Origin of the sequence: Streptomyces sp. NRRL F-2580, assembly GCF_000720115.1 — a bacterium.
In the GTDB taxonomy this organism is placed as follows: domain Bacteria; phylum Actinomycetota; class Actinomycetes; order Streptomycetales; family Streptomycetaceae; genus Streptomyces.
This window is the reverse complement of sequence record NZ_JOIR01000011.1, coordinates 118280-133363: the sequence shown is the minus strand read 5'-3', so window position 1 is coordinate 133363 and position 15084 is coordinate 118280. Positions and strand designations below refer to the sequence as shown.

The window sequence follows — 15084 nt, the reverse complement described above, 5'->3', positions numbered from 1 at the left end:
TGAGCGCGGAACCGGCCTCCGGGGCGCGTTCGCCACACGGGAGCTGTAGTCCATGGCCACCGGTTCCGTACGTGTTGTCCGTACGGCCTGGCGGAAGTCTTCAGGTCAGTGCGCGGCCCGACCCAGGTGGCTCCCGAGTACCAGGGCTGCGCGACGACGACGATCCCTACGCGGCGGGACCTTCCGGCGCCTTCGCGTCGGCGGCTACGGCGGCCGTGGGTGGAGCGGCCGTATCAGCCTCGCGGTCGGGCGCGAGCGGGTCGGTCACCGTGCCGGACTCCTCGTCGAAGAGCCCCTGCGCCAGCCTGGTCACCGCTGAGGGGACCGGCGGCGCCAGGTCGGCCACAGCTCGGAGACCGGACAGGACGTCGTCGGGTCGCACGGCAGGTGTCAGATGCCGAACAACCAGCCGCAGTATCGCACAGGCATTGTCCAGCGGCCTATCAACCGGGGCAGGAAGGGCTTCGAGGGAGACGACGGCGCCGCGCGTGTCGAAGGTCCGCATCCCGTTCTTGGTCTTGCGCTGCACCTCCACGGTCTCGGCGGCGAGGAAGGCCGTCACGGCCCGCTCGGCCTCGGCGGGCTCCACGCCGTCCAGGCGCAGCTCCCACACGGAGGCGGTCAGCCGGTCGGCGAGGCCCGAGATGCGGGCCTCGACGGCGTCGATGATGTCGAGCCCGGTCGGCATCGACTCGTCGAGCAGCTCGCGGAGCTTCTCGGGGTCGCGGGGCTCGGCGAGGGCGATCTCCAGGTATTCGGCCTCGCTGCCGGTCCCGGTGGGGGCGGCGTTCGCGTACGAGACGCGCGGGTGGGGGGTGAAGCCTGCCGAGTACGCCATCGGCACCTCGGCGCGGCGCAGGGCCCGCTCGAAGGCGCGCTGGAAGTCGCGGTGGCTGGTGAACCGGAGGCGGCCGCGCTTGGTGTAGCGCAGTCGAATGCGCTGCACCACCGGTGCGGGAGGCGGGCCTTCGGGCTGTCGCTTGCCCAGTGGTTCTTCTCCTTGTGCGGGGCTCCGCGGCTCGCGCGTCGCCCTGAGCGTCTGTGGGACCGGCCGGCGCCGCCCTGCCCCCGGCTCACCCCTGCCGTTCGTGGAGGGAGATCTCGGGAGCGGGCGTGTTGCCTGCGGCTGTCGTACTACCCAGAGTACGCGCCCGTGACCTCGCCGGTTCCACGGGAGGAGTACCGAACAGCGCCTTGCGCACCGCGGCGCGCGCCTCACGGACCGCGGCGCGGCCGGTGCGCCAGACCTCGCGGACGGCGTGGCCGGCGGGGGTCAGCACGTGCCGGTACACCCGGGACGCGGGCCAGCCGACCAGCACCCAGCCGATCCACTTGAGCCCGCGCCACAGGGCCGCGACGATCCGCCCGGCCACGTGCCAGGCCCACAGGAGGACCTGCCCGAGCGGGGTGAGCACGTACCGGTACAGCGCGACCGCCAGCCACGCCAGGCCCAGCCCGACGGGCCGCAGCAGGTACCGGTACACCGCCACCGCCAGCCACGCGAGGCCCAGCCCGACCGGCCGCAGCAGGTACCGGTACACCGCGGCGGCCAGCCACGCGAAGCCATGTCCGAGCGGGGTGAGCACGTACCGGTAGGCCGCCTCGGCCAGCCGGGCGAGGCCCCGGCCGACGGGCGCGAGCACGTACCGCCACAGCCCGACCCACGGCCACACGAACAGCGCCATGGCCAGGGCCCACGCAACCCACGCCACTCCCTTGCCGAGCGGGGCGAGCAGGTACCGCAGCCCGCCCCGGCCGGCCCAGGTCAGCGCTGCCCAGAGCGGCCGGAACAGGTGGGTGCTCAGGAACCGGCCGGCCGGCGCGAGCAGGTGCGCGTACGCACCGCGGCCCAGCCACGCGAGGCCCCGCCCCACCGGGGCGAGCACGTACCGCCACAGCCCGACCCACGGCCAGACGAAGACCAGCTTGAGCAAGGTGGCAAGCACCCAGCCGAGGACCCGCAGCGCCGGCTCGACGACGTGGACGTACAGCGGCCCGAGGACGTGCCGGTGCGCGGCCCGGCCCAGGGCTACGAGCAGTTCCCAGACCACTCGTACGGGCAGTACGACGAGTACGGCGACGATCTTGACGGGGATCCTGATGGCTCCCACCAGGCATCCGTCGCCACCGCCGCCGGGAGGCCGTTCGTCCAGTTCCATGCAGTCAAGGACACGGCAGAGGCCCCCACCCGTTGCGGGCGGGGGCCTCTCGTGACCCAAGGGTTACTTCACGACCGTCAGCGGCAGCAGCTTCTTGCCGGTGGGGCCGATCTGGATGTGCGTGTCGAGCTGAGGACACACGCCACAGTCGAAGCAGGGGGTCCAGCGGCAGTCGTCGACCTCGGTCTCGTCGAGGGCGTCCTGCCAGTCCTCCCAGAGCCAGTCCTTGTCGAGACCGGAGTCCAGGTGGTCCCAGGGCAGGACCTCCTCGTACGTGCGCTCGCGCGTCGTGTACCAGGCCACGTCCACGCCGTAGGCCGGCAGCGTCTTCTCCGCGGCCTCCATCCAGCGGTCGTACGAGAAGTGCTCGCGCCAGCCGTCGAAGCGGCCGCCCGACTCGTACACGGCGCGGATGACGTCGCCGATGCGGCGGTCGCCGCGGGAGAGGAGGCCCTCGACGATGCCCGGCTTGCCGTCGTGGTAGCGGAAGCCGATGGAGCGGCCGTACTTCTTGTCGCCGCGGATCTTGTCGCGGAGCTTGCCCAGGCGGGCGTCCGTCTCCTCGGCCGACAGCTGCGGCGCCCACTGGAACGGGGTGTGCGGCTTGGGGACGAAGCCGCCGATCGAGACGGTGCAGCGGATGTCGTTCTGGCCCGAGACCTCGCGGCCCTTGGCGATGACGTTGACCGCCATGTCGCCGATCTGGAGGACGTCCTCGTCGGTCTCGGTGGGCAGGCCGCACATGAAGTACAGCTTCACCTGGCGCCAGCCGTTGCCGTACGCGGTGGCGACGGTCCGGATCAGGTCCTCTTCCGAGACCATCTTGTTGATGACCTTGCGCATGCGCTCGGAGCCGCCCTCAGGGGCGAAGGTCAGACCGGAGCGGCGCCCGTTGCGGGTCAGCTCGTTGGCCAGGTCCACGTTGAAGGCGTCCACGCGGGTCGACGGCAGGGACAGGCCCACCTTGTCGTCCGTGTAGCGGTCCGCGAGGCCCTTGGCGATGTCGGCGATCTCCGTGTGGTCCGCCGAGGAGAGGGAGAGGAGACCCACCTCCTCGAAGCCCGTGGCCTTCAGGCCGCGCTCCACCATCTCGCCGATGCCGGTGATGCTTCGCTCCCGCACGGGGCGCGTGATCATGCCGGCCTGGCAGAAACGGCAGCCGCGGGTGCAGCCGCGGAAGATCTCCACCGACATCCGCTCGTGGACGGTCTCGGCGAGCGGGACCAGCGGCTGCTTGGGGTAGGGCCACTCGTCGAGGTCCATGACGGTGTGCTTGGACACGCGCCACGGCACTCCGGAGCGGTTCGGCACGACACGGCCGATGCGGCCGTCCGGCAGGTACTCCACGTCGTAGAAGCCCGGAACGTAGACGTTGCCGGTCTTCGCCAGGCGGAGCAGGACTTCCTCGCGCCCGCCCGGCCGCCCCTCGGCCTTCCAGGTGCGGATGATCTCGGTCATGTCGAGGACGGCCTGCTCGCCGTCGCCGATGACCGCGCAGTCGATGAACTCCGCGATCGGCTCGGGGTTGAAGGCCGCGTGGCCGCCCGCGAGGACGATCGGGTGGTCGACCGTACGGTTGCGGGCCTCCAGCGGGATGCCCGCGAGGTCCAGCGCCGTGAGCATGTTGGTGTAGCCCAGCTCCGTGGAGAAGGACAGGCCGAACACGTCGAAGGCGGAGACCGGGCGGTGGCTGTCCACGGTGAACTGCGGCACCTTGTGCTCGCGCATCAGCTCTTCGAGGTCCGGCCACACGCTGTACGTGCGCTCGGCGAGGACGCCCTCGCGCTCGTTCAGCACCTCGTACAGGATCATGACGCCCTGGTTGGGCAGCCCGACTTCGTACGCGTCCGGGTACATGAGCGCCCACCGGACGTCGCAGCTCTCCCACTCCTTGACCGTGGAGTTGAGTTCACCGCCGACGTACTGGATGGGCTTCTGCACGTGCGGAAGCAGGGCCTCAAGCTGAGGGAAGACCGACTCGGTCATCACGCGACTTTCGTGAAGCGGGCAGGGGGCAGCTCTCAAGCGTACCTCCCGGCTCAGCCGCCCCCACCCACATGATCATTCCAGTCCGGAGCGCACCGCCGGGCCGGAGGCCTTCGCCCACATATCCGGAAGCTCCCTTTCGCTCCGCTCGGCCAGGGCTTCCTCGCGGGCGTAGAGCACGCCCCAGGTGAAGGCCGACTCCCCCGCCCCGGCCGCCTGCACGGCGAGAGCGCGCAGGGCATCGCGGGCGACGACGCTGTCCTGGTGGTCGCCGAGCAGGGATTGGACCTTCTTCACCGCCTTGGCCAGGCGTTTCGCCGGTTTCCCGAGGGCCGGTACGGCCGCCTCCGCCGCGTACCGGGACCGCTTGGCCGCCTTTCGGGCCTCATGCAGCGCCAGGTCGCGCTCGTGGCCCACGTCGAGGGAGAGCGCGGTGTCGATCCGCTCGGCGAGGCGTTCGTAGTCGTGGAGCACGGCCTTCGGCAGGATGCGTTCGGGCCGCCCGTCCGCGGCCTTCAGCAGCGGCGGCCGCTCCAGCAGGGCGTCGAGGGAGTCCAGGAGGGCCAGGTGGCGCGCGCTGTCGAGCGCACCGAGCGACCGGCGCCGCGCATCCGAGCGGCGGGCAGCGTTCCAGATCTTCAGCCGGGCCCGGACGGGTCCGAGCAGCAGGCTGCGGGGAAGCTCGCCGAGGTGGTCCTGGATCCGCTCCAGCAGGACCTCCCGGTCGCGGTCGACGCCGAGTTCGGCTGCGAGCCAGCGCAGTTCCTCCCCGATCGGGTCGGTGACGCCGCGGTCGAGGACCTTGCGGTAGGTCTTCAAGGCGCTGCGCAGCCGGCGGCAGGCGACCCTCATCTGGTGGACGGAGTCCGGCAGGCCCCGCCGCACGGCCGGGTCCTGCGCGATCAGGGCGTCGCGCTGGTCCCGCAGGTACGCCAGCACGTACGCGCCCGCCGTGCCCTCGGGGCCGCCGCTCTCGGGCCGGGGCGGGGGCGCGGCACCGGTCTCAGCGAGGGCCCGGGCGAGCTTCGAGGGGGCGTCGGAGACCCGGAGCCCGGCCTTGCGGAAGGCCTTCTCGACGGCGTCGAGCAGTTCGGGGTCCACCCCGTCGGCGAGTTCCACCTCGACCTCGGTCCAGGAGGCGCCGGCCTGGCCCCGCTCGGCGAGGACCTCGTCGGTGCTCAGCTCGGCGAGGAGGGCCCCGTCGGCGTCGAGCAGGTGGCTGACGCGGCGCGAGGAGACCAGCCTGACCTGCGGCTGGAGTCCGGCGCCGCGCACGCGGGAGCGGACGAGGGCGGCGAGGGCGGGCGGGACGGTGTCACTGAGCGCGGCCGTGACCTCGTCCCGCACTCCGGGGGAGACGGGGAGTTTGAGGTGCCAGCCCGCGTCCGCGCCGCCCGTTCTGCGCCGCAGGGTGAGACCGTCGGCGGCCAGCCGGTGGTCGGGGGTGTCGTAGTAGACGGCGTCGAGGTCGACGGTGCCCTGGTCGGAGACGGCCGCGATCGCGGCCGTGCCCGTCAGGTCCGGCACCCCTCGCCGGGCAGATTTGGCCTTGGAGAACTCGAATTTACGCTCGATTTCGCGCTTGGTGTCCGCCATAGACCGAACTTAGTCCTGAACGGATCACGGCGGCAGGGTGAACAGGGGATCAGGCTGACAATGGCCGCTGCACCTTGATCGATTGCAGCAGTCCGATCGCCACCCACACCGCGAACATCGACGAGCCTCCGTACGAGACGAACGGCAGTGGCAGCCCGGCCACCGGCATGATCCCGAGGGTCATCCCGATGTTCTCGAAGGACTGGAAGGCGAACCAGGCGATGATCCCGGCGCACACGATCGTCCCGTACAGCTCCGTGGTCTCCCGGGCGATCATGCAGGCCCGCCACAGGATGACGGCCAGCAGGAACAGGATCAGCCCGGCCCCGAGGAAGCCCAGCTCCTCCCCCGCCACGGTGAAGACGAAGTCGGTCTGCTGCTCCGGCACGAACTGGCCGGTGGTCTGCGATCCCTTGAACAGCCCGGAGCCGGTGAGGCCGCCGGAGCCGATCGCGATGCGCGCCTGGTTGGTGTTGTAGCCGACGCCCGCGGGGTCGAGCTCGGGGTTGGCGAAGGCCGCGAAGCGGTTGATCTGGTATTCGTCGAGGACGCCGAGCTGCCAGATCAGGACGGCGCCGCCGGCGCCGGTGCCGAGGAGTCCGAGCACCCAGCGGTTGGAGGCGCCGGAGGCCAGCAGCACGCCGAGCACGATGACGATCATGACCATGACGGACCCGAGGTCGGGCATCAGCATGACGATGCCCATCGGGGCGGCGGCCAGGCAGAGCGCCTTGACGACCGTGCGGTGGTCCGGGTGGGTGAGGTCGCCCGCGTCCACCCGGGTGGCCAGCAGCATCGCCATGACCAGGATGATCGTGATCTTCACGAACTCGGAGGGCTGGAGGGAGAATCCGCCGCCGATCACGATCCACGCGTGGGCGCCGTTGATGGTGGCGCCGAGCGGGGTGAGCACGGCCAGGATGAGCACCAGCGAGAGCCCGTAGAGGACCGGCACCGCACCGCGCAGGGTGCGGTGGCCGAGCCAGACGGTGCCGATCATCAGGACGAGGCCGATGCCGGTGTTCAGGGCGTGCCGGGCCAGGAAGTAGTACGGGTCCCCCTGGTTCAGCTGGGTCCTGTTGCGGGTCGCCGACCACACCAGCAGGGAGCCCATGAAGGACAGGGCGAGCGCGGAGAGGAGTATCGGCCAGTCGAGCCGGCGCACCACGGAGTCGCGGGCGGTGAGCTTGGCCATCGCCCCGCGCTCGGGCGCGTACCGGGAGACGGAGAACTTGTTGGCGGTCTGCATGTCTTTCGGTCCTCAGTCGTGCCGTGCGGGAGGCGGGGCGGGCGGCCCGGCGAGGGCGGGCGGCCCAGCGAGGGCGGGCGGTTCGAGCTCCTCCGGGGACGGCGGCACGTACGGCCGGATCTCCGGGGAGTCGATGGAACCGTCGGGGCGGATCTTGGGCAGGTTCGCCTCGGGCCGCAGCAGCAGGGCCTTCTTCGGGTCCTGCTTGCCGGCCATGTCGAGACCGTAGATGGCGTTGTAGAGGTTGCGGACGGCGGGGCCGGAGGCTCCGGAGCCGGTGCCGCCCTGGGAGATCGTCATGACGATCGTGAAGTCCTTGGTGTAGGTCGCCAGCCAGGACGTGGTCTGCTTGCCGTACACCTGGGCGGTGCCGGTCTTGGCGTGCATCGGGATCTTGTCCATCGGCCAGCCGATGAACCGCCAGGCGGCGGTGCCGCCGGGTTCGGCGACCGAGCGCAGGCCCTTGTCGAGGTCGCCGATGGTCTTGGCGTCGATCGGCAGCCGGCCGTGGGACTGCGGCTTGATCATCTCGATGCGCTTGCCGTCGGGGCTGACCAGGGCCTTGCCGACCGTGGGGTTGTAGAGGGTGCCGCCGTTGCTGATGGCGGAGTACGCGGTGGCCATCTGGATGGGGGTGACGAGGACGTCTCCCTGGCCGATGGCGAAGTTGATGCTGTCGTAGGCCTTCAGCTGGTTGCCTTCGAGGCAGCTCTCGTAGGCGATCTGCTCGACGTAGCTGCCGCCCCGCTTGCCCTGCTTGCACCAGGAGTCCTTGTTGGCCGCCCAGAAGCTCTGCTTCCACTTGCGGTCGGGGATGCGGCCGGTGACCTCGTTCGGCAGGTCGATGTGGGTCTCGGAGCCGAGGCCGAACTCGCGGGCGGTCCGGTAGAACCAGTCGTGGGCGTTCTTCTTGGGCTTGAGGCCGCCGTCGCGCTGCCACTCCTTGTGGCCGAGGGCGTAGAAGACGGTGTTGCAGGAGAACTTGAGCGCGTCGCCGAGGGTGATGGGGCCGTGCCCCTTGGACTCGAAGTTCGCGAAGCTCCGGCCGCCCATGTTGTAGGAGGCGCTGCAGTTGTACTTGTCGTCGAAGTCGTAGCCGGCCCGCACGGCCGCGCTCGCCGAGACCACCTTGAAGATGGAGCCCGCGGGGGCCTGGCCCTGGATGGCCCGGTTGAGCAGCGGGTAGTTGGAGTTCTTGCTGGTGAGCCTGGCGTAGTCCTTGCCGGAGATGCCGCCGACCCAGGCGTTGGGGTCGTAGTCGGGCTGGGAGGCCATCGCGACGACGCGGCCGGTCTTGGCCTCCATGACGACGACGGCGCCCGAGTCGGCCTCGTACTTGCGGCCCGTGATGTTGTCGGTCTCGTTGCGGACGACCTTCATCGCCTGCTGGAGCTCGAACTCGGCCACGGCCTGGACCCGGGCGTCGATGCTCGTGATGAGGGTGGACCCGGCCACGCCCGGGTCGGACTTGGTCTGGCCCATGACCCGGCCGAGGTTGTCGACCTCGTACGAGGTGACTTCCGCCTTGCCGCGCAGCTGCCGGTCATAGGTGCGTTCGATGCCGGAGCGGCCGACCTGGTCGGACCGCAGGTGCGGGGAGTCGGTGTCCTTGGCCTTCTGGATCTCGTCGTCGGTGACCGGCGAGAGGTAGCCGAGCACCTGCGAGGTACGGGCCCCGCCGGGGGCCGGGTAGCGGCGGACGGCGGTGGGCTCCGCGGTGATGCCGGGGAATTCCTCGGGGCGCTCGCGCAGCTGGAGCGCCTGCTGCGTGGTGGCCTCCATGGTGACCGGGATCGGCTGGTACGGGGAACCGTTCCAGCAGGGCGCGGGGGTCTGGGAGTCACAGAGCCGGACCTTCTCCATGACCTCCTTGGGGGTCATGTCCAGGACGTCGGCGAGGCGGGTCATGACGCCCTTGCCCCGGTCCTTCATCTTCATCAGCGCGGTGCGGCTGGCGGAGACGACGAGCCGGGTCTCGTTGTCGGCGAGGGGGACCCCGCGGGCGTCGAGGATCGAGCCGCGCACGGCGGGCTGGACCACCCGCTGCACGTGGTTGCTCTTGGCCTCGTGGTAGTACTCCGCGCCGTTGCGGATCTGGAGGAACCAGAGCCGGCCGCCGAGGGTGACCAGCATCGAGACGATGAGCACCTGCATGATGACGAGCCTGATCTGTACCCGGGAGGTGCGGCCGGTCTCCGGAACGTTCGTCACGCCTGCTCCTCCCTCACAGCTTCTTGACGCTCTTCACACCCTTGACTGCCTTGACGCCCTTTATGCGGACGGCCTTGTTGGCGCGGGAGCGCGCGGTCTTCAGTCGCAGGCCGCCGCGCTGGCTGCCGATGCTCAGGCCCGTGCCGCCGGCGAGCCAGCCGGCGGAGACGTCGGCGGCCTTGTTCGTGGGGCCGCCGCCGGCCTCGACGGCCATCGGGTCGTTCTCGGCGCGCCGGGCGAGGGCCATGATGAACGGCACCGTGAAGGGTGCGAGCAGCAGGTCGTAGAGGGTCGCCGTGAACAGCAGCCCGGTCAGGCCCACGTGGCGGGCGGCGGTGTCGCCGACGAGGGCGCCGACACCGGCGTAGAGCAGGGTGGAGCCGATCGCGGCGGCGACGACGGTGAGCATGGGGCCCCAGGCGGAGCGGAACCGCCCGCCGTCGGGCCGGACCAGCCCGCAGACGTAGCCGATGACGCACAGCACGAGCGCGTACCGGCCGGCGGCGTGGTCGGCGGGCGGGGCCAGGTCGGCGAGGAGACCGGCGGCGAAGCCGATCAGGGCGCCGCTGACGTGCCCGTACACGAGTGCGAGGGCGACGACGGTGAGGAGCAGCAGGTCGGGGACGGCGCCGGGCAGTTGGAGCCGGCCCAGGACGGTGACCTGGATGACGAGGGCGACCACGACGAGCGTGGCCGAGAGCAGGATCCGGTTGAAGCGCATGGGCGGTCTGCTCCTATTCGTCGGCCGGCTTGCCGGGCACGCTGGCGGACCCGGACGGGGTCACCGTGACGGTGACCGTCGGGGTGGGCTTGGGGGCCTCGGGCTTGGGCGGCAGGACGGCGTCGCGCGGGTCCTCGCGCGGCGGCATCACGACGACGCCGACGATGTCGAGGCGCGAGAACGCGACGGCCGGGTTGACCCATACGGTGCGGGTCAGGTCTCCGCGCGAGGGGTCGACCTTGACCACCTCGCCGATCGGCACGCCGGGCACGAACGGCTTGTTGCCGCGTGAGCCGAAGGTGACGAGCCGGTCCCCGGGGTTGATCTTGGCCTTGCCGTTGAGCATCTGCACGGACATGGGGCGGTCGCCCTGCCCGGTGGCGAAGCCGAGTTCGCCGGTCTTCTCCAGCCGGGTGCCGACGGTGAAGTCGGGGTCGTTGGCGAGGACGACGGTGGCGGTGTCCGGGCCGACGGTGCTGACCCGGCCGACGAGGCCGTCCCCGTTGAGGACGGTCATGTCGCGTTCGATGCCGTCCTTGCTGCCGGCGTCGATGGTGACGGTCCAGGAGAAGCCCTGGGCCGCTCCTATCGCGATGACCTCGGCGCCCTTGATGCCGTACTGTCCGGCGCCCGCCCGCTTGAGCATCTCGTCGAGCTCGTGGATGCGGCTGCGGGTCTGCTCGTCGCTGCCCAGTTTGGCCTTCAGGGCGGCGTTCTCACGCTCCAGCGTGGCGATGCGGTTGTGCCGCTCGCCCGAGTCCCTTACCGCCCCTATGGCGTTGGCGACCGGATCGACAGCGGTCGCCACACCCTCCTCGACCGGCCCGAAGACCGCTGCCGCGGCCTGCCGGGCACCGTCGACCGGCGACTCCTCGCCTGCCCTGATGTCCACCGTGATCAACGCGAACGCGATGGCGATCAGAAGCACCAGGAGCAGCCGGCTTTCTCGTGTGTCCCTCACGTGCGGCGGCCGTGCCTTCCTCGTCGGAATTCTCTTTTGCCTGTATATCAACGATCCGCCGCACGGGCCCGGTAGCACCCGTACGGCGGATCCTTGTGTGTTCCGCATGGCCCCTCCGGCAGGGAGGGGTGTCTGTCAGCGACGGGGCTGGGCGTCCAGGACCTGCTGGAGCGCCTCGAACTCCTCGACGCACTTGCCGGAGCCGAGCGCCACGGAGTCGAGCGGGTCCTCGGCGATGTGGATCGGCATGCCGGTCTCCCGGCGCAGCCGCTCGTCGAGGCCGCGCAGCAGGGCGCCGCCGCCGGTCAGGACGATGCCGCGGTCCATGATGTCGCCGGAGAGCTCCGGCGGACACTTGTCGAGCGTGGTCTTGACCGCGTCGACGATGGCGTTGACCGGCTCCTCGATGGCCTTGCGGACCTCGGCGGCCGAGATGACGACCGTCTTGGGCAGGCCGGAGACGAGGTCGCGTCCTCGGATCTCGGTGTGCTCGTCCTTGTCGAGGTCGTACGCCGACCCGATGGTGATCTTGATCTGCTCGGCCGTCCGCTCACCGAGGAGGAGCGAGTACTCCTTCTTGATGTGATGGATGATCGCATTGTCGAGCTCGTCGCCGGCCACCCGGATGGACTGCGCCGTGACGATTCCGCCGAGGGAGATGACGGCGACCTCCGTGGTGCCGCCGCCGATGTCCACGACCATGTTGCCGGTGGCCTCGTGGACGGGCAGGCCCGAGCCGATGGCGGCGGCCATGGGCTCCTCGATGATGTGCACCTGTCGTGCGCCGGCCTGCGTGGACGCCTCGATGACGGCGCGTCGCTCCACCCCGGTGATGCCGGAGGGGACACAGACCACGACCCGCGGACGTGCCAGGTAGCGGCGCTTGTGGATCTTGAGGATGAAGTACCGGAGCATACGCTCGGTGATCTCGAAGTCGGCGATGACGCCGTCCTTGAGGGGTCGTACGGCGACGATGTTGCCGGGCGTGCGCCCGATCATCTTCTTCGCCTCGGAGCCGACCGCCAGAATGCCGCCGGTGTTCGTGTTGATGGCGACCACGGACGGCTCGTTCAGGACGATCCCCCGGCCCCTCACGTACACCAGCGTGTTGGCGGTCCCGAGGTCGATCGCCATGTCACGGCCGATGAACGACATGTTGTTCCCCTTGTTCCCCATGAGGAGCGTCTGGCCTTCCAGTTGATAGCGGCTGCTGTCAGGTCGGCGAGGTGGGTGTGTGGGTGGAGGCCCCATCGTAGTCACGGTTGTACGAACACCGCGCGACGGGACTCCGGCAATCCCGCCGGAATGGATACCCGCCCCCTTAGTGGTGACGACGTGTCCTGCCCAGGCGTTCCCGCTCGTGGCCGGAAATACCAAGGGGCGACCGAAATTACTTCGGTCGCCCCAGGTCGTGAGCGCTATTTGGCTGATGTCTCGTCAGGAAAGAGTGCTCCGGAAGAGTCAGAGAGCGGGAAAGAACAGCTTCAGCTCGCGCTCCGCGGACTCCTCGGAGTCCGAGGCGTGGATCAGGTTCTCCCGGGTGACGGTGCCGAAGTCACCCCGGATGGAGCCGGGCGCCGCGGCGATCGGGTCGGTGGGTCCGGCCAGCTGGCGGACACCCTCGATCACACGTTCCCCTTCGACGACCAGGGCGACCACGGGACCGCTCGCCATGAAGCCCATGAGGGGCTCGTAGAACGGCTTGCCCTTGTGCTCGCCGTAGTGCGTCTCCAGGGTCTCCTGGTCCAGCGTGCGCAGCTCCAGTGCGGGAATCGTCCAGCCGGCCTTCCGCTCGATGCGGCCGATGATCTCGCCCACCAGACCACGACGGACGGCGTCGGGCTTGAGCAGGACGAGGGTGCGCTGGGTCATGTTTCGGCTCCTTGCGGCAAACGGGTGCGGTGGGACGAATCTACAGGGCCATCAGGGGGCGGTCCGGCCGGTGCCCGGCCGGACCCGGAGGGGACCCGTCACGCGGTGTCGGGCGCCGCGGACGCCCCGGACGGCTCCTGCGCCGCCGCCCACCTCGCCTTGATCGTGTCGATCTTCCGGCCGTAGTGCACCGAGCACCACCACAGGCCCGCGAACACCGCGCCGAGGAAGAACATCGTCGGGACGACGAAGCCGCTCACGATCAGGCCGACCTGCAGCGCCCAGCCCAGCTGGACCGCCCCGGGACGCGACAGCATCCCGCACAGCAGCACCGACAGCAGCATCGCGACCCCGCAGACCGTCCAGACCGTGGCCTGGGTCAGGTCGGGGTCCTTCATCGCCACCAGCCCCGCGAAGCCGATCACGAAGAACTCGCCGATCAGCGTGCTCGCACACAGCGTGCGCATCCCTCAGCCCCTCTTCAGCAGCAGGCGGGCCTCGCCCACCGTGATCACGGAACCGGTCACCAGGACCCCGGCCCCTCCGTACTCGGCCTCTTCCTCCGCCAGGGTGATCGCCGCCTCCAGGGCGTCGTCCAGCCGCGGCTCCACCTGCACCCGGTCCACGCCGAAGACCTCGACCGCGACGGCCGCCAGCTCGTCCGCGCCCATCGACCGGTGGCTGGAGTTCTCCGTGACCACCACCTCCGCGAAGATCGGCTCGAAGGCCTCCAGCACCCCGCGGACGTCCTTGCCCTCGCTCGCGGCCACGACCCCGATCAGCCGGCTGAAGCCGAAGGACTCGGTCACCGCGTCCGCCGTGGCCGCGGCACCCGCCGGGTTGTGCGCCGCGTCCAGGACCACCGTCGGGCTGCGCCGCACGACCTCCATGCGGCCCGGCGAGGTCACCGAGGCGAAGGCCCGCTGCACGGTCTCCAGGTCCAGCACCCGCGCGTGCTCCTGGCCGATCCCGAAGAAGGCCTCGACCGCCGCCAGCGCCACCGCCGCGTTGTGCGCCATGTGGGCGCCGTACAGCGGCAGGAAGATGCCGTCGTACTCCCCGCCCACACCGCGCAGCGTCAGCTGCTGGCCGCCGACGGCGACCTCGCGCGAGACGACGCCGAACTCCATGCCCTCGCGGGCCACCGTGGCGTCGACCTCCACGGCCTTCTTCAGCAGCACCTGCGCCGCGTCCACCGGCTGCTGCGCCAGGATCACGGTCGCGTCCTGCTTGATGACGCCGCCCTTCTCCACGGCGATCTCGCCGGGCGTGGAGCCGAGCCGGTCGGTGTGGTCCAGGCTGATCGGGGTGATCACCGCGACCGAGGCGTCGATGACGTTCGTCGCGTCCCAGCTGCCGCCCATGCCGACCTCGACCACTGCCACGTCCACGGGCGCGTCCGCGAAGGCCGCGTAGGCCATTCCGGTGAGCACCTCGAAGAAGGACAGCCGGAACTCCTCGGCGGCGTCGACCATCTCCACGTACGGCTTGATGTCCTGGTACGTCTCGACGAACCGCTCGGCGCTGATCGGCGCCCCGTCGAGGCTGATCCGCTCGGTGATCGATTGCACGTGCGGGCTGGTGTAGCGCCCGGTGCGCAGCTCGAAGGCGTTCAGCAGGCACTCGATCATGCGGGCCGTGCTCGTCTTGCCGTTGGTGCCGGTGATGTGGATGGAGGGGTACGCCCGCTGCGGCTCGCCCAGCACGTCCATCAGCGCCGCGATCCGCGACACCGACGGTTCCAGCTTGGTCTCGCCCCAGCGGGTGGAAAGCTCCTGTTCCACCTCCAGCAGCGCCTTCGCGGCCTCCGGGTCGACGGGCGGGGCGGGTACCGGGTCGCCCTGGGGCGGTCCGGCCTGGGCGCGCAGGGTACGGCTGCCGGCCTCGATCACCGCCAGGTCGGGGTCGCGGTCGGACTCTTCCGCCACGATCTGGTCGAACTCGTCGAAGGTACCGGCGAGGTCGTCGTTGTCGTCGCGGTCGTGGCTCTCGGGCTGCTGCTCACTCACAGGGCCAGTCTACGGACGGGGACCCCGAGGACTTTCGGCCCGGCCGTTCGGGGACCTTCGGCGGCAAGAGCGGCCGGATCGTTATGCAAGCCTTGCGGGCAGTAGATAGGGGAACAAATGCCGCAGGCCAGCATTAACAAGACGGCTTCCAGCCGCGACATAGCGATAGACCTGGGGACCGCGAACACCCTCGTCTAAGCGCGGGGCCACGGAATCGTCCACGGAATCGTCCTCGATGAGCCGTCCGTGGTCGCCGTCAGAGCGGGCACCACCACCGCCCTGGCCGTCGGGGGCGCTCGGCAGGCTGCTGGTCCCCGCGA

12 protein-coding genes are annotated in these 15084 nt (G+C 70.4%); all 12 read right to left on the bottom strand.

All coding sequences use genetic code 11. The features are described from left to right. Positions 1-166: 166 nt before the first annotated feature. Positions 167-946 carry a TIGR03936 family radical SAM-associated protein gene (locus tag IF88_RS0114020; RefSeq protein WP_030710872.1) on the bottom strand — a complete coding sequence of 260 codons (780 nt, stop codon included), beginning with the start codon at positions 944-946 and terminating at the stop codon, positions 167-169. Between the two features lie 127 nt (positions 947-1073). Then, complete coding sequence (locus IF88_RS0114015) at positions 1074-2159, bottom strand: hypothetical protein (RefSeq protein ID WP_051836841.1); 1086 nt, start codon at positions 2157-2159, stop codon at positions 1074-1076. Between the two features lie 63 nt (positions 2160-2222). Then, a complete protein-coding gene (locus IF88_RS0114010) occupies positions 2223-4148 on the bottom strand; it encodes a TIGR03960 family B12-binding radical SAM protein (RefSeq protein ID WP_199808072.1) in 1926 nt (641 codons plus the stop codon). A gap of 72 nt (positions 4149-4220) precedes the next feature. Next, positions 4221-5741, bottom strand: coding sequence for a CYTH and CHAD domain-containing protein (locus IF88_RS0114005; protein ID WP_030710866.1), 1521 nt, complete (start codon positions 5739-5741; stop codon positions 4221-4223). Positions 5742-5790: 49 nt separating this feature from the next. Next, on the bottom strand, positions 5791-6990 hold the full coding sequence (gene rodA / locus IF88_RS0114000; RefSeq protein WP_030710864.1) for a rod shape-determining protein RodA: 1200 nt from the start codon (positions 6988-6990) through the stop codon (positions 5791-5793). Positions 6991-7002: 12 nt separating this feature from the next. Then, positions 7003-9201 (bottom strand): penicillin-binding protein 2, encoded by a 2199-nt coding sequence (gene mrdA / locus IF88_RS0113995; protein ID WP_030710862.1) that lies wholly within the window; start codon positions 9199-9201, stop codon positions 7003-7005. 13 nt (positions 9202-9214) lie between these two features. Continuing rightward, the gene (gene mreD, locus IF88_RS0113990) at positions 9215-9922 is read right to left on the bottom strand and encodes a rod shape-determining protein MreD (RefSeq protein WP_030710860.1); all 708 of its coding nucleotides are present in this window, start codon (positions 9920-9922) and stop codon (positions 9215-9217) included. 13 nt (positions 9923-9935) lie between these two features. Further along, complete coding sequence (gene mreC / locus IF88_RS0113985; protein WP_037805894.1) at positions 9936-10883, bottom strand: rod shape-determining protein MreC; 948 nt, start codon at positions 10881-10883, stop codon at positions 9936-9938. A gap of 135 nt (positions 10884-11018) precedes the next feature. Continuing rightward, complete coding sequence (locus tag IF88_RS0113980; RefSeq protein WP_030710856.1) at positions 11019-12038, bottom strand: rod shape-determining protein; 1020 nt, start codon at positions 12036-12038, stop codon at positions 11019-11021. A gap of 306 nt (positions 12039-12344) precedes the next feature. Continuing rightward, positions 12345-12755, bottom strand: coding sequence for a nucleoside-diphosphate kinase (gene ndk / locus IF88_RS0113975; protein ID WP_030710854.1), 411 nt, complete (start codon positions 12753-12755; stop codon positions 12345-12347). A 98-nt stretch (positions 12756-12853) separates the two neighbouring features. Beyond that, positions 12854-13222 (bottom strand): DUF4233 domain-containing protein, encoded by a 369-nt coding sequence (locus IF88_RS0113970; RefSeq protein ID WP_030710852.1) that lies wholly within the window; start codon positions 13220-13222, stop codon positions 12854-12856. Between the two features lie 3 nt (positions 13223-13225). Continuing rightward, on the bottom strand, positions 13226-14764 hold the full coding sequence (gene folC / locus IF88_RS0113965) for a bifunctional tetrahydrofolate synthase/dihydrofolate synthase (protein WP_030710850.1): 1539 nt from the start codon (positions 14762-14764) through the stop codon (positions 13226-13228). Positions 14765-15084: the final 320 nt, after the last annotated feature.

Bases quoted from the DNA above. Each gene is read 5' to 3' on its own strand.
- IF88_RS0113980 (WP_030710856.1), bottom strand. From the start codon at position 12,038: ATGTCGTTCATCGGCCGTGACATGGCGATCGACCTCGGGACCGCCAAC.
- ndk (WP_030710854.1), bottom strand. From the start codon at position 12,755: ATGACCCAGCGCACCCTCGTCCTGCTCAAGCCCGACGCCGTCCGTCGT.
- mreD (WP_030710860.1), bottom strand. From the start codon at position 9,922: ATGCGCTTCAACCGGATCCTGCTCTCGGCCACGCTCGTCGTGGTCGCC.
- IF88_RS0114005 (WP_030710866.1), bottom strand. From the start codon at position 5,741: ATGGCGGACACCAAGCGCGAAATCGAGCGTAAATTCGAGTTCTCCAAG.
- IF88_RS0113970 (WP_030710852.1), bottom strand. From the start codon at position 13,222: ATGCGCACGCTGTGTGCGAGCACGCTGATCGGCGAGTTCTTCGTGATC.
- IF88_RS0114015 (WP_051836841.1), bottom strand. From the start codon at position 2,159: ATGGAACTGGACGAACGGCCTCCCGGCGGCGGTGGCGACGGATGCCTG.
- rodA (WP_030710864.1), bottom strand. From the start codon at position 6,990: ATGCAGACCGCCAACAAGTTCTCCGTCTCCCGGTACGCGCCCGAGCGC.